The sequence below is a fragment of the Rhodococcus erythropolis NBRC 15567 genome, from assembly GCF_001552595.1.
GTDB lineage: Bacteria > Actinomycetota > Actinomycetes > Mycobacteriales > Mycobacteriaceae > Rhodococcus_F > Rhodococcus_F erythropolis.
On the sequence record NZ_BCRM01000011.1, the window covers coordinates 86,623 to 113,304 of the forward strand.

Sequence of the window (26,682 nt, forward strand, 5' to 3'; positions counted from 1 at the left end):
GGGTCGGTGGGGGTTGGGCGACTGCTCATGGCTGGGATGTTGGTGTGGGCTGCGGCAGGATGCAGCTCAGTCGTGGAGGGGGCGGCTGAGCCTGCATCCGGCCAAGAGGGTTTGTTCGATCCATGCAAGGACATTCCGGACTCAGTTCTGGAAGAAGTGGGGCTTGATCCGGCTACCGAGGAAGTTGACATCGAGGGCGTCGAACAACCCGGCTGGAAGATCTGTTCGTGGACAGAACCGTGGTACTACCTGATTATTTACTCGAACCGCTTCACCGTGGACGATGCCAAGAAGAACCCCGACTACACCGGCTTTGAAGAGATCTCTTTGAACGAGCGTCGTGGCGTTCAGTACCACCGAGCTTCAGACGTCAGAATCGACAAGTGTTATATCGCGTTGGAAGCGAAACAGGGTTCAATCTGGATCGTGGTCGACACGAAAGGTATTGCAGAGCAGGAAGGCTCGACGTGTGGTCTCGCGTCTGAGTACGCACACACATTGTTGGGCGCCTTGCCTAGATAGCGCTGGATTTGCACCAATGTTGATTTTGGGCGAGCGAGCACTCGCCCCGGAGTGGACCGGATGGGAACGATGACTGGACTGAGTTCTGATCATTTCGCCTTGGATTTCGACACGGCTGCAAGGATGGCTTCGGCTTGCAAGGCGCTGCTCGATGAACTGGCGGCAGCGCTTCGAAGCGTAGAAGTTGTGAAGGACGCTAAAGGGATGGGGACGCTCCAATCTGGAATCGACCTCGCCGCGAAATTCTCCAAGAAGGCCGTCGGCGGCGAGGATTCGTTGGAGAAGTCGTTGAACAGCCACATCCAGGTGGTCACCGAGATGCGGGACTTCTTTCAGAAGTGTCTGGACAGCTACAGCGGTGTCGATGCTTCCAACGCAGTCATGCTTGCAGGACAGGACCTTCCAGGCTCGTGAGTTTTCGGATGAAGGCCCGCAGTGTGGTGGCCGTTCTGTTCGCGGGCGCACTGGCAGCCGGGTGTGGCGCGTCGGTACAAGGGTCGCCGCAGCCTGCGTCGGGTCAAGAGGGTTTGTTCGATCCGTGCAAGGACATCCCGGACTCGGTTCTGGAAGAAGTGGGGCTTGATCCGGCTACCGAGGAAGTTGATATAGCGGGAGTTGAGCAGCCTGGATGGAGAATTTGCTCATGGACGGGAACGTGGTTTTTCGTGTCAGTTCTCTCCAACCGATACACCCAGATTGAGGTGACCCGAAACCCGGATTATGCGGAGTTTGTTGAAATGACGATTGGCGATCGCGCGGGTATCCGGTTCCAGCGAGGAAGCGATGCAGCAGCCGATGGGTGCTATGTGGCTTTTGCGGCAACGCAGGGTTCGGTGTGGGTAAATGTCGAAGCAAAGGCCGGGGTCACGCACCAAGAGTCGGCGTGTGAATTGGTTGCAGACGTCGCAGAACACCTCGACGGGAACCTCCCGCGGTGAGCACGGCGAGGGGGCTTGTGATTGTCGAGCCCGAGGTTGCGAAACCGATTGTATGTGCTTGTAATTCGTTGCTCGACGAGCTGCGAGCGATGGTGCTCATGTGTGAGCGAATCGGAGACGTGAAGGGGATGGGAACACTCAAGTCAGGGCAGGACCTCGCCGCGAAGTTCTCCAAGAAGGCCGTCGGCGGTGAAGATTCGTTGGAGAAGTCATTGAACAGCCACATCCAGGTGGTCACCGAGATGCGGGACTTCTTCCAGCAATGCGTCGACCGCTACGGCGAAGTCGACGACTCGAATGCCTCTGCACTGGCGAGCGTCGACACCCCTCGATAGACACAAAAAATCTCGCTGAGCCGATGGCATTCGACTCAGCGAGACTTGGGTAACGACTAGCTGGTGGGCAGGGCCTTCAACGACTTGACGGTGGCGTCGACCGCGCGAGCAGCCTCGGCGCCCTTCTTCACGAAATGCGTGCTGAAGTAGTCGACGTGCTCGGCGTGCTCGTGGAAGTGATGCGGCGTCAAGACCACCGAGAAGACCGGAACGTCGGTGTCGAGCTGCACGCGCATCAGACCGTCGATGACAGCCGTCGCCACGAAGTCATGCCGGTAGATACCGCCGTCGACGACCAGACCTGCGGCAACGATCGCCTGGTAGCGGCCGGTCTTGGCCAACCGCCGGGCGTGCAGGGGGATCTCGAAAGCTCCCGGTACCTCGAAGAAATCAACCGTGTCCTTGGGGTAACCGAGCTCGACGATCGCGTCGGTGAATCCGTCGCGTGCACGGTCGACGATGTTGCGATGCCACGTCGCCTGAATGAACGCGATGCGCTGTCCCTGGATCTCACTCATAACCATGAAACTAGCGCACTGGGAAGCATCGACGCGACCACCCGTCCTAGTCCTGCTGACGGGGGAAGGCGGTCGAACGACCCCATCCGGCGTCATTGGTGAGGTGCTCGAGGAGAGGCTGAATTCGATACGGAAGGGGATTGGTCAGAGCGATGGTCGTGGTCGAATGCGTGACGCCTGGAAGTGACACGATCTGCTCGGCCAACTTCTGCAGGGCCGCGTGCGTCGAGGTGGCGACGCGAACGAGCAAATCCTCGCGACCAGTTGTGGCGTGAATTTCGATCACCTCGGGCAACTCGGTCAGACTCCGAGCGACTGCGCTGATCTTGCCCTGCTCGAGTTCCAGACCGACAAATGCCTGAATCGGGATACCGACCTCGGGGAGATTGAGATTCGGCCGAAACCCGGTGAGAAGTCCGTTGGATTCCATGCGCTTCATTCGCGACTGGACGGTGTTGCGGGCGACGCCCAACGAGTTGGCCAACTCGGCCACACTCATCCTCGAGTCCTTGCTGAGCAGTCCGAGCAACTGGACGTCGAGCTTGTCGATGCTGAGCACTTTGTGAACCTCTCCTCAGTGATATGGGTCACTGGATGATCGAATTGACTAGTTCAAGAGATTTGCATTGACCAAATCGTAGCTCAGGCAGAGCATTGGTTCCACGAATTGCTCAGCGGGATTCTCTTTGGGTTATTTGTCCCCAATAGTACCCAACGGCCATTTCGTCCCAATGTTTCGACTGCACCCCGTTTATCCTTCGGAAAGGTCTATCCCACAATGACTCTCACCGCCGAGCCCGTGAACTCTGTTGTTTCCCATGACGACACTGCGGGCGTGTTCGATCGCGCCGACTACCTGCGCGATTACCCCCACGAGCAGGTGAGCTTCTTCCAGGATCCCGCGAGCGGCCTCAAGGCCATCGTCGCCATCCACTCCACGACGCTCGGCCCCGCGCTCGGCGGAACGCGCTTCTACCCGTACTCCGACGAATCTGCCGCAGTCACAGACGTTTTGCGCCTCTCGCGCGGAATGACCTACAAGGCTGCGGTTGCCGGCGTGGACCTCGGCGGCGGCAAGGCTGTCATCATCGGCGACCCCGCAACGGCCAAGACCGACGAATTGCTCGGCGCCTACGCAAAATTCGTCCAGACCCTCGGCGGCCGCTACATCACCGCTGGTGATGTCGGAACCAACTCCAACGATCTTGACATCATCGGTCGTAACACCGACTTCGTCGTCGGCCGCAACGCTACGGTCGGCGGTTCCGGTGACAGCGCTCCGATGACGGCCCTCGGCGTTTTCCAGTCGATGCGCGCCGCGGCACAGTCGCATTGGGGCACTCCGTCGCTCGCAGGCAAGACTGTTGGTGTCGAGGGCACAGGCAAGGTCGGCTACGAGCTGATCAAGCTTCTCCTCGCAGACGGCGCAACCGTGTTGGCGACCGACGTCAACGCCGGAGCACTCGACCGCGTCAAGGCTGACTTCCCGCAGGTGAGCATCGTCGACAGCATCATCGACGCCGATCTCGACGTCTACGCACCGTGTGCGATGGGCGCAACCCTCACCGACACGACCGCACGCTCGATCAAGGCCGAGGTTGTCTGCGGCGCTGCCAACAACCAGCTCACCGTGCCCGAGGTCGAGAACATCCTCCGCGACCGCGGCATCACCTGGACCCCCGACTACGTCGCCAACGGCGGCGGCCTCATCCAGGTTGCCGGCGAGCTGAAGGGCAACTCGGCCGAAGAGGTCAAGCTCAAGGTCGAGAAGATCTTCGACACGGTCACCGAGATCTTCGCGAAGTCGAAGAACGACGGGATCCTCGCCGGCGAGGCTGCTGACGCGGTCGCCGAGGCTCGGATCGCCGAGGCAGCTCGCGTAGCCAAGGGCTGACATCCCTCTCGCAGTCATGTAGCGCGGCCGGTCCCGACTAGTGTGGACACCAGACGAGCAGATTTTGCAGATCTGGACCACATCAGCCGGTAGACCGGCCGCTATGCGTCGGACGCCGGAAGGGCTTACATGACTGAACAATTCGCAGTGTGGACCGAGAACGACGCCGAGCAATCGGCCCGTTGGGGTTCGACGAGCAACGCCCCGGTGCCCAAGCGCATCGTCGTCGCCGACGACACGATGAAGGCCGACGACGCCTATCGCTTGGCATGCGAAGGCACGGCGTTGTTGTGGCGCGGAGATTTTCAGAACGCTCGCCAACTGTCGAAGGCCGTCGCGTCGCGCATCGACCGCAAGCCGCGCCGAGCGTCCGACGACCCAGCCAAAGCCTTCCATCTCCACCGGCAGACCCAAGGACGCCGCGCGCAGATCCTCGGCATGCTGCTCATTCCCTTGGACGCAGATCTGTCGATGCCACTCCGGCGAGCCCCGGACGCGCAAGTAGCGTTGACCGAAGCCTTCGGGATTACCGGTGAGCCTTCGGTTCGCTCGTTGCGTGACATCCTCGGCGCGATCGGCGCTCACGAGTGGCACCGCAAAGGTGTTTTCATCGAGGCTCTCGACGCACGAGTGCATCCCGCCTTCGGAGTGTTCTCACCCGTCCGCGGGGAGTATGTCGATCTTGTCGCGTCTGCTCCGCTACCGTCGACGGAATCTGCTTTCGATATCGGAACAGGTACCGGCGTTCTTGCTGCCGTCCTGGCGCGGCGTGGAGTTCAGACAGTGACGGCCACCGACCAGGACCCCCGGGCATTGCAATGCGCGCGCACCAACCTCTCGCGGCTTGGCTACGGCGATCAGGTGAACGTGGTGGAAGCAGACCTCTTCCCCGAAGGCACCGCTCCGTTGGTGGTCTGCAATCCTCCCTGGATTCCGGCCAAGGCCACCTCGCCCATCGAATACGCCGTCTACGACCCTGCTGGAGCGATGCTGAAGGGCTTCCTGACGGGTGTCGCAGCGCATCTGGACGACGGGGGAGAAGCGTGGCTGATCCTCTCGGACATTGCCGAACACCTCGGTCTCCGAACGCGATCCGAACTACACGACCTGATTGCGGCCGGTGGGCTCACTGTTGTCGATCGCATCGACGTCAAACCGACGCACGCAAAGGTCAGTGACCGAACCGATGCGCTTCACGCCGCCCGGGCACGAGAGACGACCTCGCTGTGGCGGCTTCGCCATCGCTGAATTCATTCTCAGTCAACGGCATTTCCCTGCCATGAAATGGTAATGAACGAGTAACAAATCGGGTCTAGCTTTCTTCGCAGTCGCACATCGTCACGCACTCCGGAGGAATCTCGATGGAAAACACTCTTGCCCGCAACGCAGCCGAAGATCTGACGAAAGGTCTTGGCCGACGCGGATTCATGAGGGCAGTCGCTGCCCTCGGTGCGGGAGTAGGCGTTGCCGGTGTGGCTTCGGGATGCGCGCACTCGAACGCGTCGCCGGCTGGATCGTCCTCCTCTGCACTACCGTTCGCCGATGGCATTCCGATTCTGCAACCGGGCAGCGGAAACGTCAGTGGCGATCACTATCTGAGTTCGGATCCGTCGGACGTCATGTGGGGTTATGTGCCCAACATCCACACCCGCGAGGTGATGCGGATGAAGTCGGGTCAGACCGTCACGATCGACGCCCTCTCGCACGAGGGAATTCTCGAGGATCAAGGGCGCAATCCTCTCGAATACTTCGGTAGCAAAGGCGTTTCCGAGAAGGACGTGCTCGAAGATGCGATTGCCGTTGCGGCCGAATACAACCGAACCGAACGAAACTTCGACAAGGACGGACCGCACGTCGTCACCGGCCCGGTCTTCGTCGAAGGCGCCCAGCCTGGAGACGTACTCAAGATCGAGACTCTCGAAGCCATTCCCCGCGTGCCGTACGGCGTTGTGTCGAGCAGACATGGCAAGGGCGCTCTCGCCGTCACAGCAGACGGAACCGCTCCAGCGGGAATCACTCTGGACGAAGTCATGCCGCCGGTCGCCACAGACGGGCGCGCAACAAAGGACCCGTTGAAGTACGGCGGTGTTTCCACCTTCACGGCGATCGAAGACGGCAAGGGAGTGATGCCTTTCGGACAGTCGAAGGTGCGGTTTCCCTTGCGACCCTTCATGGGAATGATGGGAGTTGCCTATTCCTCGGATGCCGACCCGACGTCCCCGTCGTCGAACTCCATTCCTCCGACCCTGGGCGGCGGAAACATCGACATCAGGCATCTCGGTGTCGGATCAACCTTCTATTTGCCGGTATTCGCTGAAGGCGCCCTCTTCTACGTCGGTGACCCACACATGGCCATGGGCGACGGTGAGGCGGCGCTGACGGCGATGGAAGGATCGCTGCGCGGCACGTTCCGACTGAGCGTGTGCAAGAAGAACTCCGGTGACGCCCCATCGGTGGCATTCGGATACCCGTTCGCCGAGACCGAGGAGGCCTGGATTCCGATCGGCCTGTCCGACCCCAACGGTTCGGTCGATGGGCAGAACAGTGACCTCAACGGTGCCATGCGACGTGCGGTGGTCAACGCACTCGACTTCCTCGAGCATGATCGCGGTATGGATCGAGCGACGGCGTACGCCTATCTTTCTGCCGCAGCCGATTTCACGGTCTCACAGGTAGTCGATCGAACCGTGGGCGTCCACGGACAGATCTTCAAATCCCACTTCGAATAGCGAGAAGGCGATCCGTCGTGTCAGGACGGATCGTCGAAGAGACTCTGTTGCAAGGGATCGGCAAACAGGCCCATCTGCTCAGGTTGCGGCTTTGCCGGCGTCTCGGTTCGCGAATTGGGCAGGACCACCAGTCGCAAAGCCCCCCGAAGACGGTCGACCATGAGTTCCCACCCGCCGACCTGATCCTCGTATCCTGCAGCCTCTTCGGCGTCCCCGCGACTGTGGGCGTCCACCGCCTGACTGCGGAGCTGAATCTGCCATTCGTTACTGATGTGGAGGAGCTGAAGAATCAGATCGCGATCGCGCCCGCAGACATCGGCTACCGCGTCGAGATCCTCGGCCACGTCCAGATCGAGATGCAGCAGGGTCTCGAGTTCGGGGGGCAGGTCCTCGGCCGTCAGATCAGGCTGCAGCGAGGAGGAGTCACCGCTCTTGTTCGCGAAGAAGAGGTCTCCGCCGACGCGTGCGGCGAACTCGTCGTCCACGGTACGCAGGAACGACGTCAAGGCTGCGCACGTATCGGTGAGTTGTTTGGGAACGAATGGTGAGCCCGCCACCTCGAGGAACACCGACAGACGGTCGTCGATCAAGACGAACTTGATGCGCGACCATTTGCGGTTGAGATCGGCGATGACCTCGGCTGCACGAGTGCGGTTGCTGATGTCCTGAACGAGCGGCGAGAACAACTGCACGTCCATGGACTCGGAAAGCGGACCGACGAACATGACCGTCGAACCGACCCGAATTGGTATGTCGCCGTCGCTGTCCCGCTCGGGAAGCGTGCCGAGCATGGGAAGCAAAGCGAGAGTGACCAACTCCTTGAGGTGGTCGACGTCGTTGGGCATGTAGGCCGCGGTGGGGTCGAGTGTCGGAAGTTCTGTCGACTCGACAACCGACGGATCGAAATCCGGAGTCTGCTCGTTGCCGGTGAGATCGCTGGATAGAAAAGCCGGGTGCTGCACACCGAACACATCACGGAACGCATCGACAGTCATCGCTGCGAGCTGATCGGCCCAGTTCTGCGCCTTGTCGACGCAGAAGGCGGGGGAGTTGTTCGGATCGTCGAGATTCTCGGAAGGCGGATTCCAGCCGAGTGCGATCAACTTTTGTTCGTCGGCATCTTCGAGTCGATAGCGCGGATGAAGGAAGTCGTTGGAAGGAACCTCGCAGCGGACTGTGTTCTCGTCCCACACGAGGAACTGAACACATGGCGCTGCGCCGTCAGCTGGATCGAAGTCGCCGGTGGACGATTCCACGGCAAGCACGTCGCCGTCGACCATGATGGAAATGTGATCGCCGAGGCGACGTTGAAATTCTGCCCATGCCCGGTCGACACTGACATCGAGATCGAAGCCCATTGCGCTCATCAGCCACCTCCTTCCGCAAAAGCTCAGACCTATACGGTATCGCGAGGTCCCGACAATGCTGCTGTCCTTTTCCGGTCGACCGGATTGCAGCGCGCCACGAACCGTGACGACTAGGAAGGTTGTCGCAGGTAGATCGGGTATTTGAGAGCGGCGACTGAAGTGCGCCTGTAACCGCCGTCACGCCAGGCGGTATGCAGGCGAAAGAGCGATGACTATCCGGCGAGAACGGGCGAGACCTCGACGACGGGCGGCGTGGACCCGGTCGTGACAACTGGGGTGGTGCTGGTCTTGGTGGTCGTGGCTGTCGCGGTCGGTGACGAGGTCGCGGTAGCCGACGCGGTGGTCGTGGACGAGACCGGTGTTGTCGTACTCGTTGCAGTCGTAGTGGACGTAGCGGAACTCGTGCTTGTCGCGGTCACCACCAGCGGCTGATTACGAGGAGCAGTCGTCTCGTCGGCGATTCGCCAGGTCGGCGTCGGCGGGATGACAACCGTGGGAACTGCAACCGAGCTGTAGAACGCGGCCGGTTCGATCCCGGCGACGGACTCCACGGAAACCGACGAGACCAGAGCGGGAGGCTTCACCACAGGGCCGCCGGAACCGAATGCGCCGGCTGCTCCGCCGAAAACGAGGCCTGATGTCAGAGAGAGAGCGGCCACTGCGACAGCGCCGATCATGACTGTTCTGTCTTTCATGCACACCTGTCCTTCGGGAGCAGTACGGAAGTACTGTAGGCGAAAAGATGCCGCAATGGAGTATCAGGGCCTGCTGGGCGGGACGCGAATCTGTGTGGCGTAGAACACAAAAGGCCCCGGGCGTCGACGCGGACGTCGGCACCCAGGGCCAGGTCAAGCAGTGAATCAGGCGGGGATCGTCAGTACCTGACCGGCGTTGATGAGATCCGGGTTCGGGATGCCGTTTGCATCCGCGATGCGCTGGTACTGGTTGCCGTCACCGTAGAAACGCTCCGCGATTGCCCACAGGGTGTCGCCGCTTTCGACGGTGTAGCTCTGCGCTGCCGGAGCGGCGGGTGCAGGCTCGGGCTCCGGTGCCGGAGCGGGCTCCGGGGCAGCCTCGGCGGCCGGAGCCTCGATTGCAGTGTCCGAAGACCACAGAGCATTTCCACCGGCGGACAGAACGACGTTGCGATCGTCCTGAACCGAGAGGGAGGCACCGTCGTTGCCTGCGGTCTGCGATGCCCACACGGCGTCGGAGTCCTTGTAGATGACGAAGTTTCCGTCAGCCTGCACCTCGGCGCGGTTGGCGCCGGATCCGTTGGTGCCTGCGGCCCAAACAGCCTGTCCGCCCTCGGACAGAACCAGGTTGCCGTCGTCCTGCAAGGTGAGGGTGTATGCGCCGTTGTCGGACTTGAGTTCCTGGCCGACTCCGAGGCTTTGACCTGACTGCAGTGTGCTCACGCTGTCCCTTTCCAAATCTGTTGCGATGACTGTGCCTCCACGATTCCGCTTTACCGTCCAGTTACCTTCTGGCCGTTGGTCTCGTAGGCGACCGAGTGTACGTTACCGAAGAGTACGGAGAATTGTGCAGCGTTGACGGACTGCGTGTCGAGCGTTCGGATCTTGCTGATATTAAGGTGTTTTGGGTGAAAGTGCCGGATCATGGTACGTGACCTCGTCAGGTTTCGGTGCGCATCCTCCTGAACTCCAGGTGAACTTGAAACTCTCTCAGCGCATTATCAGTAACTACTGCATTATCAGTAACTACTGCATTATCAGTAACTACTGCATTTTCAGTAACCGCTAGGGGCGTAGCGACTTGCGCGTCTCGTCGTGGAGAACGGCAAGCAGTTCGCGCTCGACGTCGGCGAACTCGGGCGTGGTGATCATGTCCAGCTCGCGTGGTCTCGGCAAGGGAACGTCGACTACGCACCTGACCGTTGCCGGACGCGCAGACAGAACGACCACGCGGTCGGACAGATAGATCGCTTCACGAATATCGTGGGTGATCATCAGCACGGTCCACCGGTACTGCTGCCACACGTCTTGCAGCCAAGCCTGCATCTCGGTGCGGGTCAACGAGTCCAGTGCGCCGAACGGCTCGTCGAGCAGCAGGACAGGTTTGCCCTGAACAACGGTGCGCAGCATCGCCGCTCGCTGGCGCATACCGCCGGACAGCTGTGACGGCCGGGCGTCCTCGAATCCGGACAGGCCGAACGCGGGGAACAACTCACGAGCACGCTCGCGTGCTTCCTTCTTGCCGACTCCCTGCACTTCCAAACCGAGGGCCGTGTTGTCCAGTACCGAGCGCCAAGGGAACAGAAGATCCTTCTGCGGCATGTACGCGGTGTGCACCTCGGCGGCTGCTTCGGATTCAGTTGCGCGCGTGCCTACACGGACTGAACCCGAGGTCGGGGATTCGAGCCCGGCCAGGACGTTGAAGATCGTGCTCTTGCCGCAGCCGCTCGGCCCGATCACCGACACGAATTCGCCCGCGTCGGCGCGGAAGGACACCGAATCGAGTACGAGACGCGATTCTCCGGCAGTGTCGAACCTCTTGGTCAGGTCCTGAATTTCGACCATTGCCTCCTCGACCGTCGGGTCGGTCATGTCCGCGACCTTTCGTTCATCGCCCATGGTGCAACGATGCGCTCGATGACGAACGTCAGCAAGTACAGCGTGACGCTGATCAACGCGGTCACCAGTACGGCCGCCAACACCAGATCGGTGCGGAAGGAGTTCTTCTGGGTGCTCATGTAAATGCCCAAACCGGAAGTAGCGCCGACGTATTCGGAGAACACCGCGCCCACGACCGCGTAGGTGATACCGATACGCAGGGCGGTGAAGAATCGCGGAATCGCCGAAGGAAGGCGGACGTATCGGAACTCCTGCCAGCGAGTGCTGCCCATACTGCGCAGGAGAGCGCCCGCTTCACGGTCGGCCGCGGCAAATCCCTCGATGAGTCCGATGGTCATGGGGAAGAACGTTGCAAGTGCGATCACCAACACCTTCGGCAGCAACCCGAAGCCGAACCAGATGATCATCAGTGGCGCAATGGCGATGATCGGCAAGGTCTGCGAGACGACAAAAAGTGGTACCAGCGCGCGTGACAACCACGGCGAAAAGTCCACGACCACAGCAAGAATCCAGGCCAACACCAGTGAAACAGTGAAGCCGACCAACGTGACCTGCAATGTCGACCAGGCGTGGCCGGAGATGATCTCGCGGTTGTCCCACCCCTGGGACAGAACGCGCCCCGGAGACGGAAGTACTTGCGGCCGAATCCCACTGATCTCGACGTAGATCTGCCACGCCGCCACGAGGAGCACCACCACGGCGAGCGCGGGAAGCGCCCGCCGCATGGCCGAGACCAGCCGTCCGCTCACGTCAGGACGCGTCGAGATACTCATTGGTGAAGTACTCCGACCAGTCCGGCTTCTGGGTCAACGGCTTCCCGTCCGGTCCGGCGAGCAATCCGTTGTCGAAGAGGAATCCCGAATAACCCGACCAGGTTTCGAGGTTCTGCGTACCGACGACGCCGTTGGCGTCTTTCATGTAGTCGGCGGCAAGCATCCGCTGACTGTCACGGACGAGGTCTTCGTCGGTGAAAGCTCCGGGGTTCGCGTCGATGAGATCCTGCGCGGCCTGGTCCGGGTTGTCGGCAGCAGTCTGATATCCGCGTTGAACGGCGTTGACGAACTTGCGTGCCTCGTCGGGATGGTCCTTCAACCACTGCTGGTTGCCGTTGATCACGATCGAATACGCATCGGGGAAGCCGTAATCGGTGTACTGGAAGTACCGCATCGGAGTTCCGTTTCGCTCCGCTTCGAGGCCTTCCCACGCAAAGTAGGAGACCGTGAAATCTGCCTGCCCCGAGTACACGGCTTCGTAAGCAGACGTTCCGAGCGTGACCGTCGTGAAGTTCCCGGTCCCGCCGTCGTTGCGGATGATCTGCTGCAGCGTTTCGACTTCGCCGGGATCGCCGAACCCAGCGTACGTCTTTCCGTCGAGATCACGCGGGCGCGTGATGTCCGCACGATCCGCCTTCACACCGATGCCGGTGGCGCGGTGCTGAAGTGGCGCGATGACGGACGTCGTGGCGGCGCCGGCCGCTCGGGCGAACGTGGCCTGACTCTGTGTGCTGATGCCGAACTCCGCGTTGCCGGCGTCGACCAGGGTGTCGGGAGAGGTGTTGTTGTACGGCAGGATCGAGACGTCCAGACCGGCGTCCTCGAAGTAGCCCTCTTGGAGTGCAACGTACAAACCGGTGTGGTTCGTGTTCGGGGTCCAGTCGAGTGCGAACCGAATGGTCCCGTCGGAAGAGCCGGTGTCAGCGGCGCATCCGGTCAGAACTGTGAATGCGGCTGCGATCGCGGCAGACGTGGCAAGTGTGCGGCGCAGCGCCGCAAACGACATCACGACGCCGGCCAAGGCTGCTGGTGGAGTGCGGAATCCCAGAACATCAACTCGTAGCGACTGGCGATGCGGAATGCTTCACTCATCGCCTCACGCTCTGTCTCGGTGGCTGCTTCGGCCGCAGCATCGACCAGTACGCGGGCCTGCGCCACCGACTCGTGGAATTCGGGTGCGTCGTACGTCGTGACCCACTGTGCGTACGGATGCGACGGATCGGCGTCGAGTACCTCGCGCGCTGAAGCGGCAAGATCGCGGCCGACCTCGGCGTAGATCCAGAAGCAGGGGAGTACTGCCGCTGCGGAGACCGGGTAAGGCGCAGTTGCCGCAGTCGCCGTCAGATACGAGACGTATCCCAGGCAGGCCTGCGAATGCTCGAGCCTTCCCGATCCCGCTGGAAGAATTCCACCGGTGAGAAGTCCGTCGTGAAGCGCAGATTCCACTGTCGCTGCCGTGGACGCGGAATTCGACCAGAAGCCCGCCGACTGCGGATCCGGGGCGTGGGCCGCGACCAGGGACAACGCTTTCGAATACCCTTCGAGATAAAGCTTGTCCTGCTCGATGTACGTGCGGAACGCGTCGAGAGGCAAGGTTCCGTCGCCGAGGCGTTCGAGGAACTCGAGTGAGTCGATCGACTCGCGGAGGACCTTCGTCTCGGCCCAGAGCCGATCGGTGAACCGATCCGTCGACGGCGCTGTGGCCACCGAGTTTTCGGCAGAATTGTATGCAGGCTGCGTAGTAGCCATGACATCCCTTCGTCAGCATTACCTGATCAGGTTCCCGGGTGTGTTCTCAGCCCCGCCCATGCGGAGCACCCCGTGTCAGAACTAGGCGACCTTAACACCGAGCCTCTGCTTCGTCGGCGCCTACCTGGCAGTTGAGTAGTCGGCGCACATCGGCCTTATGTTGGTACGTTTGGTCTTGTTTGCCACACGCGCGGGTCGGGAGGGGATTCAGACATGGAGACCGACGTTCGACCGAATCTCGGCGAGGACGGAACACTCGTGATCCGTGCCCGCGGCGGAGAAGCCCGCGGGTATCCGGATGGCGGAGTATTCGCGTGGAAGGGCATGCCATACGCAGCAGCGCCGGTGGGTGCGCGGAGGTTCCGCGCGCCGCAACCCGCTGAGCCCTGGGACGGGGTGCGCGACTGTCGTGAGTTCGGGCCGATCGCGCCGCAGGGCCAGAGCCCGGCGGTTCCGATCGACCGGGCCTTCAAAATCGACGAGGACTGCTTGTCGATCAACGTGTGGGCCCCGCGCCCCGACGGCACGCCGCGACCGGTGATGGTGTGGATTCACGGCGGCGCCTACTGCCTCGGGTCCGCCGCCCAAACGATTTACGACGGCCGTCATCTGGCTGAAACCGGTGACGTCGTTCTCGTCTCCTTCAACTATCGCGTCGGAGCCCTCGGATTCCTGGACCTGTCTGGATTCTCCACCGCGGATACCGTTTTCGAATCGAACTGTGGTCTGCGAGACCAGATTGCGGCACTCGAATGGGTTCGAGACAACATCGACGCCTTCGGGGGTGACCCGAGTGCGGTGACGGTGTTCGGTGAGTCCTCCGGCGCAGGATCCATCACGACGCTCATGACCTGTCCGAGCGCCGAAGGTCTGTTCCATCGTGCGATTGCCCAGAGTCCTCCCGCGACCTCCGTCTACGGGGCCGAGCGCGCCAAGACCGTGGCGGAGCGGTTTCTCGAACTGCTCTCGATCGACCCTGAAGACGCAGGCGATCTGCTGACCACGGATCTGGAACTGCTCGTGAAGGCAAGCGATGACCTGGTCAACGAAATTCCGACCCGGATTCCGGGAACTTTGGCGATGGCACCCGTTGTCGATCGTGATCTGGTGCCGCACTACCCGGTTGCGGCTTTCCAGAAGGGTTACGCGCACCGAATTCCACTGATCATCGGTTCCAACAAGGACGAGGCGTCGATCTTCAAGTTCATGAAGTCTCCGCTGATGCCGGTGAGCGCGCAGTCGGTCGAGGCCATGCTGCAACTGCTGGCGGATGATCACCCAGACATCTCCGCGACCAAACTTGCCGAGATCATGTCGGCTTACCCTGATCACGCGAAACCAAGTGGCGCGCTGGCACTGTCGCGGGACGCGGCGTTTCGCATGCCGACTCTGTGGATCGCCGACGCCCACTGCAGGCATTCCCCTACGTGGGTCTACCGCTTCGATCACGCGACGCCGATGCTCAAGGCGGCGCGGATCGGTGCGGGCCACGCGACCGAATTACCTTATGTATTCGGCAATTTCGGAACCCTGAACGTCGACCCCACGTTCTGGCTGGGTGGACGGAAGGCTGCGATGGAGGTAGCCGGCCGTATTCAACGGCGATGGTTGGCCTTCGCGCGGCATGCCGTGCCGGCAGCTCTCGACGGTTCGAAGCACTGGGCGCCGTACGAGGAAGAGAGGCGGTCGACGCTGTTGATCGACTCGGCTGACACCCTCGTCAGCGACCCCGATCACGGACTGCGCGTCGCCTGGGGAAACGACGTGATGGGGTTCAACTGACGTCGGTCGAGTGTCGCGGACGATCCAGTTCGCGAAGCACCGGCAGGGAGGCACAGACTGCGGCGATCAGGATGATCGGAATCGACAGGGCCACAAAGGTCGACGCGATTCCGAGTTGATCGAGCAGAGGGCCGACCGCGAGGTAACCCAGCGGGCCGGCGGCGTAGGCAGTCGACGTCATGACACCGACGACGCGTCCGCGCATGTGCTCCGGGCTGTGGGTCTGCATGGCGTAGTTGGCGATCGGGCCGACTGGTCCGTAGACGAGACCCTGCAGTCCGGCGAGCACGAGGATCACCCACAGCGGAGGCAGAAGCGCCATGGCAAGCATCGCTATGCCGAGAACGGCAACGGCAAAAATCATGATCAGTCGCCGGGACATGATCGGTGCCAGCGGAGCGTAGGCGAGAGAGCCGATGATGCCGCCGATCGCCAATGCCATCAGCACCGATCCGAGTTGCGCCGGTTGATCCAACTCTGTGAAGTACACCGGGAACACGACACTCTCCACCGGCATGTAGAGCGCGACGACGGCCATGTCGATCAGCGCCAGAGTGCGCAGCAGTTTGTTGTTCCAGACGAACCGAAGACCGTCGAGTGTGCCGTGCCAGATCGATTTCGGACGATGTTCGTGTTCTGGAACTCCGGCGCCAGGAAGGCGGATGAAGGCAACCACGACTATCGAGAACACAAAACCAGCCGCCGTCACCCAGAGCGTGTTCACCGCCCCGATCGTTGCGATCAGGACACCGCCGATGCCAGGGCCGATCAGATATGCGACGTTGAAATTGGCCTCGTACACGCTGTTGGTGCGATCGAGCTTCCACTTGGCTGTCCGAGTTGCTGCAGGCAGCATGGACTCCCTCGCCGCCATTCCGGCGGGGTCGAACACCGCACCGAGCGCGGCCAACGCCGCGATCACCGGGATCGTCAAGCCCGCGGTGGCCGCGATGATCGGGATCGCCGCTACGGACATCGCCGAGAGAGCGTCGGAAATCATCGACGTTCGACGGCGTCCGAATTTGTCGACGAATGTCCCCGAGAACAGGCTCGACACGAGTAACGGAATGGCTGCTGCGCCGGCAACTATCGCCGCGTCGGTAGCCCTGCCGGTTCGTTCGAGAACAAGCCAGGGGAGTGCGACGATGGCGATACCGTTGCCGATCGCCGAGAACAGCGTCGCGAGATTGACGAGGACGAGAGGGAGATAGCTGGGGGTAGCTACGTCCTCGGATGCAGGTGGGCGCCGATCTGCTGAGGCGACCACGTTCTTTCCTTCCCCGAGATGGTGCCGACCAGGATTTCGAGAGTTTCGACGACGGCACCATCGACGCTAGCAGCGGGGGTTGCAGGTCCGCGAGTGATTTTTCGCGGACCGTCCTCGTTCGGTTATGCCTGGTAAACGGGGTTCTCTGCAACAAACTTCTCGACGTACGAGCACGTCGGAAGGATCTTCAATCCCTCGTTCCGGGTCTGATCGAGCGCTTCACGCACCACGATGGCGGCAAGCCCGCGCCCGCGAAACTGTGGGTACGTCACCGTGTGGTGGAAATCACGGACACCGGAATGGTCCGAGTACTCGGCAAAACCGGCCAGTTCGCCGTCGACACGGATCTCGAAGCGCGTTTCCGCGGAGTTGTGCGCCACTGTCTCGGTCATCTTCGGGCTCCGTTTCGAAAGGGCGGCCGGTTGCGGCGCGCCGCGTCTGCGTTCTGTGGAGCCACGCTACCTGGCAGGCGGTCCGCAATATCGCTTGCCGGCGTGAGTTACGTTACTTAGCGCAACTACAACTGGACGACCGTTCAAGGGACCTTGGTCGTGTCGGATCAGGAAGAAAACTGGTCTGTACGTGCCGATTTGCCCGTACTTTTGTGCCCAAATTGGGTGATACATATGCATCGCGATCGTAAACATCCCAATATGTGGGACTCGTCACAAAGTTTTTTGTCGTCTGTTCGGATGGATTAAGTGGAGGACCTGAAACGGGCAAATTGCAGGTCAGCGGGGCGCTGATTGCGTGCCGACGAAGGGTGCGAGCGCCCGGAAACCCCAGGGGTATTGCCTTGGTCATCAGATCGTTTCTCGGACGTGATCCCAAAGACCCGCTTGGGGGGTTAGCGTTTGAATCGTCGGGGATAGAAGAAGCGTTACAACTTCGCCAAAAAAACTTTGGCGCGGCTTCGCAACGGTTCGATTTCGAGTCTTCGTCGGACAACTTCGAGGAAGGAACGCACATGATTTTCGGGCAGCGCGAGTCGAACAGTTACTTTGCCGCAATTTTTTCGTACGACTTCCTTGACGAAGGTCTGGGATACGAGACCATCGCACGGATCCACCGGGGCGAGATCTGCGAGTGGATTCGCGATCTCGAGGCGTCCGGGTTGTTCTCGGCGGCGGAGGTCCATGCCGCCGAACTGGCATGGCGCGAAAATCCGCGTCTGCTCCTCGACGCCCTTCTCGAGGACGCCGACGAGGTCTCGGTCAAGCGCTGGGAGATTGCGTGGACGAGGCTGGAGCGTCAGTCGCCGGCAGCCGGAACCGCGGTGGCAGAGCACGGCTGATCCAGTCGGGCCGAGTCGACTGCCCAGTCTGCGTCAAGATCAACCGTCTGCGTCAGAGCAGCGGCCGACGACTATCACCTCTTGATCAGTAAGCACGGTGAATTGCGCGCCAGCAGTGGTCAGCGCTGCGACCGTCCGCGCGGTCACCTGCGGATCTTCGAGTAACGAATCGCCGCCGTGCGGCACTATCGCGAAGTCGACCAGCGCGAGCCCGGACCAGATCGGGTCGATACCGCACGTAGGCGTGACTTCAGCGGGGTCGTCCGACGCGTCGAGCCCGATCAGAGTCGGAGTCGCCAGACACGCTCCCGCGCTGTATCCCGCATAGGCCACGAGGCCCGAACGAACCAGCATCTCGATGACCCGATCTGCGCCGCTTCGGGCTAGCTGAGCTCGCAGGACAAACGTGTTTCCGCCGCGAACCCACAGACAGTCGAATTCGCGAAGCCGGACTTCGAGTGCTTCCGGTGCACCCAGGAAGTCTCGGACGTCAACTTCCTCTGCCGTGAAGCCCGCAGCCCGCAATGGGGTCAATTCGCTTGTCACTGCCGAACTGCGGGCATTGACGGGCCACGAATCTGCAGCCGCGGCGATCACCGCTATGCGTGCGCCGCGGCCTACAAGATCGACAAAAGCCTCGCGGTGGTCGCCGAAACGGTAGGACGAGAGAAACAGTTTCACTTCTCAGTACCTTCGCGACCTACCCACCCAGCTCTCAAATCGTGAACGCCAGATTGTCGACGACGCGTGCGCCCACCGTGGTGTCGCCGCGAAGTGAGATGTCGGTTCGATGATCGGACGCGTGGACGCGGCCACCGGCAATCCGGGTGAAGAGCGGTGAGCTCATCGAGATGGTCGTGGTCGCCGGACCGTCGAGCTCCGGGACGAGCGTTGCACGCGCATCGACCGAGATGTGAAGTGAACGGGCAAGTGGCCCTTCGAGTTCGAAAGTGATCCGTGCTCCCTCGGGTGCCTTTCCTCGTTTCCCGACGACAAATCCGAGCGCGCTGGTGATTTCGCCGAATGCAGTCTCCGCGCGCAATCCGCCTTCCTCGCCCGGAATGCCGACTGCATCTCTGATGTCGAGTTCGTGCATCCAACAGTCGAAGGTCCGAATGCGCATGAACCGGCCATAGGGCGCAAGACCGACTGGTGTTTGTGTCTCGGCGTCCCAGTCTGCGCCCGTCATCGAGCGAAGAGCGTCGGCTCGCGTGGCAGTGATATCGCGATAGTGGGCCAACAAGTCCGCGTGCGGTGTCCGCCTCAGGCCTTCGACCCAGCGCTCGTTGAACGCCGCAATCTCGTTGTGGACGTGAGGCAATGCGTGCACGTCCAGGTCGATCGACGGCGGATTGATGCCCGCGAGCAGTGATTCCGTACCGATCAGGTGGGACACGATGTCATGGACCGTCCACCCCGGAAGGTTGGACGGTGCCAACCACTGGTCACCGTCGAGTTCGGCAAGCAGTGCGTCGATGACTGTCCATTCCTCGGTCAACGCGTCGACTACTGCGTCCTGGGGCCAACCACTCATGCGGACATCTCCTGTTTCGGACGGTGCGGTTCTCCTCACTGTATGTCGCGCCGGATAAGTGAGCGGGCATTCCCATGCTTCGAGTCGGTGTTGCCAAACATCCGAGGGAGGCAGAGTTCCTGTGGTAGACCAGGATTGTCGACGCCGAAGCAGGCTCACGCGGCGTTGTCGTCACCGACAGAGGAGTCTTCGTGTTTCCAGGAAATTTTGTCCAGTCCACGCCGGACAAGCCCGCCGTCATTCGCCCGGCGACGGGTGAGTCCATCACCTATCGGGAACTCGACGAACGGTCGACGCAGTTGGCGCGATACTTCCGAAGTGTCGGTGCCAAGCCTGGGGACCACGTCGCTCTCATCTCGAACAACGATCTCCGGGCGTTCGAGGTGTACTGGGCAGCATTGAGATCAGGTCTCTACATCACTGCGGTGAACTGGCATCTCACGGCTGCGGAGACCGCCTACATCGTCGACGACTGCGAGGCGACAATTCTGGTGGCGTCGGGGCAGGCGTCGGCAGCAGTTCCGTTGGACGAGAAGCTGATTCCGCGCGTGCGCCACCGATTGGTGTACGGCGGCGCCCTCGAGGGTTTCGACGACTACGAGGATGCGGTCGATGCTCAGTCCGCCGATCCACTCGACTCGCAGCCACGTGGGGCTGACATGCTGTATTCGTCAGGAACCACTGGGAGGCCGAAGGGGATCAAGGGAGACCTTCCGGAGGGCGAGGTGGACACCACCATGGATCCGTACACCGCGGTGTTCGCGCCGATGTACGGGTTCGATTCCGACACAGTCTATTTGTGCCCGGCTCCGGTCTATCACGCGGCGCCCCTGCGCTTTTGTGGCGTGATCAATTCGGTCGGCGGAACCGTGATCTTGATGGATGCATTCGAAGCCGAAACCGCGCTGGAGTTGATCGGTAAACACGCTGTGACACACAGCCAGTGGGTGCCGACGATGTTCGTTCGAATGTTGAAACTTCCGAAGGAGGCCCGCGATCGTTACGACGTCTCGACGGTGAAGGTCGCCATTCACGCTGCTGCTCCCTGCCCGCCTGAAGTGAAGACGGCAATGATCGACTGGTGGGGGCCGGTGATCCACGAGTACTACGCCTCGACCGAGGGTTCGGGCGCCACCTTCATCAACAGCGAGCAGGCCTTGGCGCATCCGGGTTCCGTCGGTCGTGACGGAGTGATGGGGATCGTGCACATCTGTGACGACGCCGGGCGTGATCTTCCGGTCGGCGAGGTCGGTACCGTGTTCTGGGAGCGGGAGACTCTGCCATTCCGGTACCACAACGACCCCGAGAAAACGGCTGCCGCGCAGCATCCGGATCATCCGACATGGACAACGAGTGGAGATATCGGCTATATCGACTCCGAGCGTTTCCTTTATCTGACCGATCGTGCGGCATTCACGATTATCTCTGGTGGCGTCAATATCTATCCGCAGGAGTCCGAGAACATCCTTACCTTGCATCCGAAAGTGTTCGACGTGGCGGTCATCGGTGTTCCCGATGAAGAAATGGGCGAACAGGTCAAGGCGGTTGTCCAACTGGCGGAGGGAGTCGAGCCGAGTGCCCATGTCGCCGAGGAATTGCTGGAATACGTTCGCAGCCAGGTTGCACATTTCAAAGCTCCGAGAAGCATCGACTTTGCCGACGAATTGCCTAGGACCGCGACCGGAAAGCTCGTAAAGCACAAGTTGCGGTCTCAATATGTGAGCAGTTGATCCTCCGATGAAATACTAGGACATCAGAGTAATTCTGCGAGATAGTCGGCAAGGACCTGCGCGTGGCTGTATGGCAGGTCCTTGCTTGCTGTCAGTAGAACAACGGGTCGAGAATCCGATGCCGTGCGATGCGTACTGCAGGTTTTCGCGTTTGACGCCGCGCGGCCAGAGTTGGTCGATGAGAAGCCCGACGGCGTTACATTCGGAAGCCGGTTCGTAAACTCCCTCGACGGTGATTATTCGGCGCGTCATTTCATGCCTTTTCGTCTTTCGGCCGTTTCAAATAGTGGAATAGCCCGCCATTCGAGTGTGATCGGCGCCACAGTAGGCTTCTCAAGGTATGTCCAAACATACTGTTCGGACTCGATTCAGATGGAGAAAGTGCGTCGTCGGTTTCCCTACGCCGCGGTAACTCTGGCTACTATCAGTCACCATTCACCCAAAAGCGGGTCATCTTCCGCTCATCACATGCTGGTTGCCGCTCGTCGCAGCAGGCGAACCACCAACCGCAGAAGGTAATGGAAAATGGAAACATCGAAGAGCGCACAAGTGCGTCCGACGGTCGGCGTCCCTCGAGAATCGAGTGATGGTGAGCGTCGGGTCGCATTGGTGCCGAAAATTGTGTCCGCTTTGATCGGCAAGGGCGTCGACGTGGTCGTCGAGTCCGGGGCCGGTCTCGGGGCGTTGATTCCCGACGAGTTGTACACCGCTGCCGGCGCGAAGATCGGCGATCCGTGGACTGCTGACGTCGTGGTCAAGGTTGCGCCCCCGTCGACAGAAGAGATCGCCCGGATCAGTACCGGCGCGAAGCTCATCGGTTTCCTGAATCCGCGTAATGCGGACAACCGCATCGCCGAGTTGAAGGCCGCCGGCATCGAGGGATACGCCGTGGAGGCGATTCCTCGTATCTCCCGCGCGCAGGTGATGGACGCGTTGTCTTCGCAGGCGAACGTGTCCGGGTACAAGGCTGTTCTGTTGGCAGCATCGGAGTCGACGCGGTTCTTCCCGATGCTCACCACCGCTGCAGGCACGGTGAAGCCTGCGACCGTTCTGGTGCTCGGAGTGGGTGTGGCAGGTCTGCAGGCGCTGGCGACAGCCAAGCGCCTCGGTGGCCGCGCTACCGGGTACGACGTGCGTCCTGAGGTCGCCGACCAGGTGCGTTCGGTGGGTGCACAGTGGCTCGACCTCGGAATCGATGCGGCGGGCGAGGGTGGATACGCCCGCGAGTTGACCGACGACGAGCGAGCGAAGCAGCAGCAGGCACTCGAAGATGCGATCAAGGGCTTCGACGTTGTGATCACCACTGCTCTGGTTCCGGGTCGTCCGGCGCCGCGCCTGGTCACCGCTGCCGCGGTCGAAGGCATGAAGCCGGGCAGTGTCGTGGTCGACCTCGCGGGTGAAACCGGCGGTAACTGCGAGCTGACCGAGCCGGGTCAAACCGTCGTCAAGCACGGCGTGACCATTTGCTCTCCGCTGAATTTGCCGGCGTCCATGCCTGAGCATGCGTCCGAGTTGTACTCGAAGAACATTTCCGCGCTGATCGAACTGATGCTCGTCGAAGGTGCATTGGCGCCTGATTTCTCCGACGAGGTTCTGGCCGGTGCGTGCGTCACCCGTGAAGAGAAGGGCGCCTGATGTACACATCACTTCTGGCGAACATCGCGATCCTGGTGTTGTCCGGGTTCGTCGGTTTCGCTGTGATCTCCAAAGTTCCGAACACCCTGCACACCCCGTTGATGTCCGGCACGAACGCCATCCACGGCATCGTCGTCCTGGGTGCGTTGGTCGTCCTGGGCAAGGTGCACGATCCCTCGATCGGGTTGCAGATCATCTTGTTCGTCGCGCTCGTCTTCGGAACCGTGAACGTTGTCGGTGGTTTTGTGGTCACGGACCGCATGTTGGCGATGTTCAAGGCCAAGCCGGCCGCCAAGTCTGTGTCGAAGGATGGTGACCAGTAATGGAATACCTGGTCAATGCGCTCTACATTGTCGCGTTCTCGATGTTCATCTACGGCCTCATGGGCCTTACCGGCCCGAAGACCGCAGTCCGCGGCAACCAGATCGCCGCGGTCGGCATGCTCATCGCCGTCGTTGCAACTCTGATCTCCATTCGTGATGCGGAGATGGGGAACTGGATCCTCATCGCTGCCGGCCTTGTCATCGGTGTCGTGCTCGGCGTCCCGCCGGCGCTGCGCACGAAGATGACGGCCATGCCGCAGTTGGTGGCACTGTTCAACGGTGTCGGCGGCGGCACGGTCGCGTTGATCGCGTACGCGGAATTCCTGGACTCGGACGGGTTCACCGCTTTCCAGCACGGCGAGTCGCCGACGGTGCACATCGTCATCGCTTCGCTCTTTGCTGCGGTGATCGGATCGATCTCCTTCTGGGGCAGCGTGATCGCGTTCCTGAAGCTGCAGGAAACTCTGCCTGGTCGTCCGATCGGAATCGGTAAGCTCCAGCAGCCGCTCAATGCGCTGCTGCTCATTGCCGCCGTCGCATTCTCGGTAATCATCGGTATCAAGGCGATCTCACCGGAAGGCCCAACCAGCTCACTGTGGATCGTCGGCGTGCTCGTACTCTCGGGCATCCTCGGACTGATGGTCGTGCTGCCCATCGGCGGCGCGGACATGCCCGTCGTCATCTCGCTGCTCAACGCTCTGACCGGTTTGTCAGCTGCTGCTGCAGGTTTGGCGCTCAACAACCAGGCGATGATCGTCGCCGGCATGATCGTGGGTGCTTCGGGCACCATCTTGACCAACCTCATGGCCAAGGCCATGAACCGGTCCATCCCGGCCATCGTGGCCGGCGGCTTCGGTGGCGGCGGCGAAGCGCCGTCCTCCGACGGCGTCGTGCGCACGGCAAAGGCGACCTCGGCCGCCGACGCGGCTATCCAGATGGCCTACGCCAACCAGGTCATCGTCGTACCCGGATACGGACTTGCCGTCGCGCAGGCTCAGCACGCGGTCAAGGACATGGCGAAATTGCTCGAGTCGAAGGGCGTCGAGGTCAAGTACGCCATTCACCCGGTCGCCGGCCGTATGCCAGGTCACATGAACGTTCTTCTCGCAGAGGCGGATGTCTCGTACGACGCGATGAAGGAAATGGACGACATCAACGACGAGTTCTCTCGTACCGATGTCACCTTGGTGATCGGCGCGAACGACGTCACCAACCCGGCGGCGCGCAACGATCCGAGCTCACCGATTCACGGAATGCCGATCCTCAACGTCGACCAGTCGAAGTCGGTCATCGTGCTCAAGCGTTCGATGAACTCCGGTTTCGCCGGTATCGAGAACCCGCTCTTCTTCGCCGAGGGCACCTCGATGCTCTTCGGTGATGCCAAGAAGTCGGTCTCCGAAGTAACCGAGGAACTCAAGGCGCTGTAGCGCTCGAGCTCGGAAGGGGCGTCCATTCGTAACCACGAGTGGGCGCCTTTTTCGTGTCCCTGTGTTGCAACGATTCCTGTGCTGAAACGGCTTCTTGTGCTGAAACGACGAAGGCGCCTGGTCCGAGACGAAACTCGGAACAGGCGCCTCTGGCGACGTTTTACGGGACCTCGGGGGTTTCGGGGTCGGAAGAGAAGCCGGAAAGTAGTTCGATCAACTTCTGGATCAGTTCGAGCGGGTTCAGATCTTCGAGGCTCACGGTAAAGACTCCTTCGCTGTGGAACTACTTGATTCGGACATTTCAGAACATACGTCATGCCCCGCCGTCGCGGGAGGGCTTAACGGCGAGAATCTCTGAATCACAAAGATTTAGGACTAAAGTCGGATGCTCCGGTGCCTTGAGAACGCGATTGCTGCCGTATCCGGGCGTAGCGCTTCACGTTTCGCGGCGATGGGCGATCGCGCCATCAAAATGGCTGCAGCACAGGCCCATACCAGAGCGATCAGAACGCCAGCTATCACTCCGAAAAGGCCGCTCATCTCGGCGGCCAGTGCGCTGGCACCGATCGCAGCAACCCCCACGAATCCGAGACCGGCGACCACCGGACGCCACTGCGGGGCGGAGATCAAGATCGCCGAGCAGTACAGCGCGGTCGCCGCTGCCACATGACCGCTGGGCAACAGGTCCTGGGGCACATCGGGGAGCCAGGAACCGAATGCCGCATTGGTGAGATTGGCGCCCATTCCGAGGAGCAGGATCGCGCCGATGCCGTATGGCAGTCCGCGGACCATCGAGACGACGGCCAGAGCAGTAGTGGCTGCGAGTACAGCGGTGACGTCGAATCGGCCTACCGTCCACTCGGCAAGTGCGCGCACCTGTTCGGGGACGCTCACCCCAGGCGAGGTGGGTCGCACGAAATACAAGACGCCCAGCGCTACGACGGCGATCGCAGCAAAGACGAGGAAGCGAGTGGTTGTGGAGGGAGCGGGGTGCTGGGTGGAGGTCGAGACGGTCACGAGTACCAGCATCCCTGTTGAGTCTGTGCCGATCGTGAGGATCAGCTGTGAGGTCTGTAGGCGGTCGGAGAATCGCGCCGAACGACACCCGCACAAGCCGCTGCGACCAGGACGCATGCAAACGGGATCAACATTGCTGTGGTGAGAGGCACAAGCGTGGTGACCCAGCCGATGGTTGCCGGACCGGCGAGGAATCCGATGTATCCCATGCCGACGACGCGAGACATGTTGGTGCCGGCCGAACCTGAGCCCAGATTTCCCGCCGTTGTGAAGATCTGCGGAATGCATCCCGACAGGCCGGCGCCGAACAGGGCCCAACCGAGCAACGTCAGTGGTAGCCAGCCCGACACCACGACGGTCAGCATTCCGATGGACGAGAGCAACGCACCGTAGCGAACCACTGCCACCGGGCCGACTGCCGCGCTGATCCGATCCGCGGTGAATCGGCCGACGGTCATCATGGCGGAGAATGCACCGAACGACAGTGCAGCAACGGCATTCGAGACACCCAGATCTTCCTTGACCTGCAGTGCGCTCCAGTCGTTTGCCACTCCCTCGGCCAGCATCAGAACAAAGGCGAGGGTTCCGAGGGCAAGTACGCGAGCCGAGAATCTGCCGTGTGTCTTTCCGGTAGTCGACGCGGTTTCGGCATGCACGTCGACGAGAGGGAGCAGGGGTCGCGAGCACAACCAGACCGCGAGCAAGCCGATTGCCGACGCGATGCTGAGCGTGACGTACGGCGGAAGATCCAGTGCGAGAGTGCCGAATCCGATGACGGACCCTAATACGCCGCCGACCGAGAACATGCCGTGAAAGGCCGCCATGATCGGGCGCCGGTACAACTGTTCGGCCTCGACAGCCTGCGAGTTCATCGACACGTCCAACGCGCCGTTCGCGAAGCCGAATACAACAAGTGCAGCGCCCAGTTGCCAGGTGTTCGTGGCAAATCCCGGGCCGAGAGTGGCGAATGCCAGCCCGCTACCCGCCAGGATGACCATGCGCCTGCTGCCGTATCGATCGGCGAGCGGACCGCTCAATTGCATACCGGCAATGGCTCCGACAGCAAGAAGGAGAAGCAGTGAGCCGAGCGTCGAGTGACTGATTCCCACACGGTGTTCGATGGACGGAATGTGGACGACCCACATCGCGAGCAGAAATCCGTTGATGCCGAAGATGCCGAAGATGCCGGCCCGGGCGCGTACCAGGGCGGAGGTGGGGACTACTCGGTCGGTGGGGTTGACGCTCACTCGTTCC

29 protein-coding genes and 1 riboswitch are annotated in these 26,682 nt (G+C 61.3%); of the genes, 13 read left to right on the forward strand and 16 right to left on the reverse strand.

Annotation, left to right across the window (positions count from 1 at the left end; translation table 11 throughout):
* The first annotated feature begins 27 nt into the window (after positions 1-27).
* From RE4_RS16650 to RE4_RS16665, 4 genes are all read left to right on the forward strand, one after another.
* On the forward strand, positions 28-522 hold the full coding sequence (locus RE4_RS16650) for a DUF3558 domain-containing protein (protein ID WP_081098387.1): 495 nt from the start codon (positions 28-30) through the stop codon (positions 520-522).
* A gap of 99 nt (positions 523-621) precedes the next feature.
* Entirely contained in the window at positions 622-936 is a 315-nt protein-coding gene (locus tag RE4_RS16655; protein ID WP_238077037.1) for a hypothetical protein, read from the forward strand.
* 23 nt (positions 937-959) lie between these two features.
* Positions 960-1,460, forward strand: a complete 501-nt coding sequence (locus RE4_RS16660) for a DUF3558 domain-containing protein (RefSeq protein WP_238077041.1) — start codon at positions 960-962, stop codon at positions 1,458-1,460.
* Between the two features lie 128 nt (positions 1,461-1,588).
* Positions 1,589-1,795 carry a hypothetical protein gene (locus RE4_RS16665; RefSeq protein WP_238077044.1) on the forward strand — a complete coding sequence of 69 codons (207 nt, stop codon included), beginning with the start codon at positions 1,589-1,591 and terminating at the stop codon, positions 1,793-1,795.
* Between the two features lie 56 nt (positions 1,796-1,851).
* Here RE4_RS16665 and RE4_RS16670 read toward each other — a convergent pair whose 3' ends face one another.
* Complete coding sequence (locus RE4_RS16670; RefSeq protein WP_003941401.1) at positions 1,852-2,313, reverse strand: 6,7-dimethyl-8-ribityllumazine synthase; 462 nt, start codon at positions 2,311-2,313, stop codon at positions 1,852-1,854.
* A gap of 46 nt (positions 2,314-2,359) precedes the next feature.
* Positions 2,360-2,872, reverse strand: a complete 513-nt coding sequence (locus RE4_RS16675) for an Lrp/AsnC family transcriptional regulator (RefSeq protein ID WP_003941343.1) — start codon at positions 2,870-2,872, stop codon at positions 2,360-2,362.
* Between the two features lie 219 nt (positions 2,873-3,091).
* Between RE4_RS16675 and RE4_RS16680 the strand changes: the two genes are divergently transcribed.
* The 3 genes from RE4_RS16680 to RE4_RS16690 all read left to right on the forward strand — a co-directional run bounded on the left by RE4_RS16680 (position 3,092) and on the right by RE4_RS16690 (position 6,936).
* Positions 3,092-4,207 (forward strand): Glu/Leu/Phe/Val family dehydrogenase, encoded by a 1,116-nt coding sequence (locus RE4_RS16680; protein WP_060938982.1) that lies wholly within the window; start codon positions 3,092-3,094, stop codon positions 4,205-4,207.
* A 129-nt stretch (positions 4,208-4,336) separates the two neighbouring features.
* Positions 4,337-5,455, forward strand: coding sequence for a methyltransferase (locus RE4_RS16685; RefSeq protein WP_060938983.1), 1,119 nt, complete (start codon positions 4,337-4,339; stop codon positions 5,453-5,455).
* Positions 5,456-5,568: 113 nt separating this feature from the next.
* The gene (locus tag RE4_RS16690) at positions 5,569-6,936 is read left to right on the forward strand and encodes an acetamidase/formamidase family protein (RefSeq protein ID WP_060938984.1); all 1,368 of its coding nucleotides are present in this window, start codon (positions 5,569-5,571) and stop codon (positions 6,934-6,936) included.
* A gap of 20 nt (positions 6,937-6,956) precedes the next feature.
* On the opposite strand, the gene RE4_RS16695 is transcribed toward RE4_RS16690, so the two are convergent.
* The 7 genes from RE4_RS16695 to RE4_RS16725 form a co-directional block, all read right to left on the reverse strand.
* Positions 6,957-8,303 (reverse strand): T3SS (YopN, CesT) and YbjN peptide-binding chaperone 1, encoded by a 1,347-nt coding sequence (locus tag RE4_RS16695; RefSeq protein ID WP_060938985.1) that lies wholly within the window; start codon positions 8,301-8,303, stop codon positions 6,957-6,959.
* Between the two features lie 212 nt (positions 8,304-8,515).
* Positions 8,516-8,998 (reverse strand): hypothetical protein, encoded by a 483-nt coding sequence (locus RE4_RS16700; protein ID WP_020970103.1) that lies wholly within the window; start codon positions 8,996-8,998, stop codon positions 8,516-8,518.
* 165 nt (positions 8,999-9,163) lie between these two features.
* Positions 9,164-9,721, reverse strand: a complete 558-nt coding sequence (locus tag RE4_RS16705) for a LysM peptidoglycan-binding domain-containing protein (protein WP_020908363.1) — start codon at positions 9,719-9,721, stop codon at positions 9,164-9,166.
* 342 nt (positions 9,722-10,063) lie between these two features.
* Positions 10,064-10,870, reverse strand: a complete 807-nt coding sequence (locus tag RE4_RS16710) for an ABC transporter ATP-binding protein (protein ID WP_060939033.1) — start codon at positions 10,868-10,870, stop codon at positions 10,064-10,066.
* The gene (locus tag RE4_RS16715) at positions 10,867-11,670 is read right to left on the reverse strand and encodes an ABC transporter permease (protein WP_060938986.1); all 804 of its coding nucleotides are present in this window, start codon (positions 11,668-11,670) and stop codon (positions 10,867-10,869) included. Before RE4_RS16715 ends, RE4_RS16710 begins: the two co-directional genes overlap by 4 nt.
* Positions 11,648-12,676 carry an ABC transporter substrate-binding protein gene (locus tag RE4_RS16720; protein WP_060939032.1) on the reverse strand — a complete coding sequence of 343 codons (1,029 nt, stop codon included), beginning with the start codon at positions 12,674-12,676 and terminating at the stop codon, positions 11,648-11,650. The genes RE4_RS16715 and RE4_RS16720 overlap by 23 nt, the downstream gene beginning before the upstream one ends.
* Positions 12,676-13,419: a TenA family protein gene (locus RE4_RS16725; protein ID WP_019749242.1), complete on the reverse strand. Its 744-nt coding sequence runs from the start codon at positions 13,417-13,419 to the stop codon at positions 12,676-12,678. The genes RE4_RS16720 and RE4_RS16725 overlap by 1 nt, the downstream gene beginning before the upstream one ends.
* Positions 13,407-13,502, reverse strand: a riboswitch (TPP riboswitch). It overlaps the preceding gene by 13 nt.
* Positions 13,503-13,632: 130 nt before the next feature.
* Between RE4_RS16725 and RE4_RS16730 the strand changes: the two genes are divergently transcribed.
* Positions 13,633-15,201: a carboxylesterase/lipase family protein gene (locus tag RE4_RS16730; RefSeq protein ID WP_060938987.1), complete on the forward strand. Its 1,569-nt coding sequence runs from the start codon at positions 13,633-13,635 to the stop codon at positions 15,199-15,201.
* On the opposite strand, the gene RE4_RS16735 is transcribed toward RE4_RS16730, so the two are convergent.
* Both RE4_RS16735 and RE4_RS16740 read right to left on the reverse strand, forming a co-directional pair.
* Positions 15,194-16,378 carry an MFS transporter gene (locus RE4_RS16735; RefSeq protein WP_238077057.1) on the reverse strand — a complete coding sequence of 395 codons (1,185 nt, stop codon included), beginning with the start codon at positions 16,376-16,378 and terminating at the stop codon, positions 15,194-15,196. The two genes, RE4_RS16730 and RE4_RS16735, sit on opposite strands and share 8 nt — an antisense overlap.
* Before the next feature lie 212 nt (positions 16,379-16,590).
* Positions 16,591-16,860 carry a GNAT family N-acetyltransferase gene (locus tag RE4_RS16740; RefSeq protein WP_020908356.1) on the reverse strand — a complete coding sequence of 90 codons (270 nt, stop codon included), beginning with the start codon at positions 16,858-16,860 and terminating at the stop codon, positions 16,591-16,593.
* Between the two features lie 575 nt (positions 16,861-17,435).
* Here RE4_RS16740 and RE4_RS16745 point away from each other — a divergent pair.
* Positions 17,436-17,762, forward strand: coding sequence for a hypothetical protein (locus RE4_RS16745; protein ID WP_003941297.1), 327 nt, complete (start codon positions 17,436-17,438; stop codon positions 17,760-17,762).
* Between the two features lie 39 nt (positions 17,763-17,801).
* Here RE4_RS16745 and RE4_RS16750 read toward each other — a convergent pair whose 3' ends face one another.
* A complete protein-coding gene (locus RE4_RS16750; protein WP_060938989.1) occupies positions 17,802-18,443 on the reverse strand; it encodes a Type 1 glutamine amidotransferase-like domain-containing protein in 642 nt (213 codons plus the stop codon).
* 34 nt (positions 18,444-18,477) lie between these two features.
* Entirely contained in the window at positions 18,478-19,296 is an 819-nt protein-coding gene (locus tag RE4_RS16755) for a maleylpyruvate isomerase family mycothiol-dependent enzyme (protein WP_060938990.1), read from the reverse strand.
* 191 nt (positions 19,297-19,487) lie between these two features.
* Between RE4_RS16755 and RE4_RS16760 the strand changes: the two genes are divergently transcribed.
* A complete protein-coding gene (locus RE4_RS16760) occupies positions 19,488-21,026 on the forward strand; it encodes an AMP-binding protein (RefSeq protein WP_060938991.1) in 1,539 nt (512 codons plus the stop codon).
* Positions 21,027-21,041: 15 nt separating this feature from the next.
* Here RE4_RS16760 and RE4_RS31955 read toward each other — a convergent pair whose 3' ends face one another.
* Positions 21,042-21,278, reverse strand: a complete 237-nt coding sequence (locus tag RE4_RS31955) for a DUF488 family protein, N3 subclade (RefSeq protein ID WP_372448798.1) — start codon at positions 21,276-21,278, stop codon at positions 21,042-21,044.
* Between the two features lie 273 nt (positions 21,279-21,551).
* Here RE4_RS31955 and RE4_RS16765 point away from each other — a divergent pair, with 273 nt between their 5' ends.
* From RE4_RS16765 to RE4_RS16775, 3 genes are read left to right on the forward strand one after another with little or no spacing between them, the layout of a single operon-like run.
* Complete coding sequence (locus RE4_RS16765; RefSeq protein ID WP_047889211.1) at positions 21,552-22,661, forward strand: Re/Si-specific NAD(P)(+) transhydrogenase subunit alpha; 1,110 nt, start codon at positions 21,552-21,554, stop codon at positions 22,659-22,661.
* A complete protein-coding gene (locus RE4_RS16770) occupies positions 22,661-22,984 on the forward strand; it encodes an NAD(P) transhydrogenase subunit alpha part 2 (RefSeq protein WP_003941319.1) in 324 nt (107 codons plus the stop codon). The genes RE4_RS16765 and RE4_RS16770 overlap by 1 nt, the downstream gene beginning before the upstream one ends.
* Positions 22,984-24,411, forward strand: a complete 1,428-nt coding sequence (locus RE4_RS16775; protein ID WP_020970092.1) for an NAD(P)(+) transhydrogenase (Re/Si-specific) subunit beta — start codon at positions 22,984-22,986, stop codon at positions 24,409-24,411. Before RE4_RS16770 ends, RE4_RS16775 begins: the two co-directional genes overlap by 1 nt.
* A gap of 375 nt (positions 24,412-24,786) precedes the next feature.
* Here RE4_RS16775 and RE4_RS16780 read toward each other — a convergent pair whose 3' ends face one another.
* Both RE4_RS16780 and RE4_RS16785 read right to left on the reverse strand, forming a co-directional pair.
* Entirely contained in the window at positions 24,787-25,440 is a 654-nt protein-coding gene (locus tag RE4_RS16780) for a hypothetical protein (RefSeq protein ID WP_060938992.1), read from the reverse strand.
* Positions 25,441-25,469: 29 nt separating this feature from the next.
* Positions 25,470-26,675 carry an MFS transporter gene (locus RE4_RS16785; protein ID WP_020970090.1) on the reverse strand — a complete coding sequence of 402 codons (1,206 nt, stop codon included), beginning with the start codon at positions 26,673-26,675 and terminating at the stop codon, positions 25,470-25,472.
* Between the last annotated feature and the right edge of the window lie 7 nt (positions 26,676-26,682).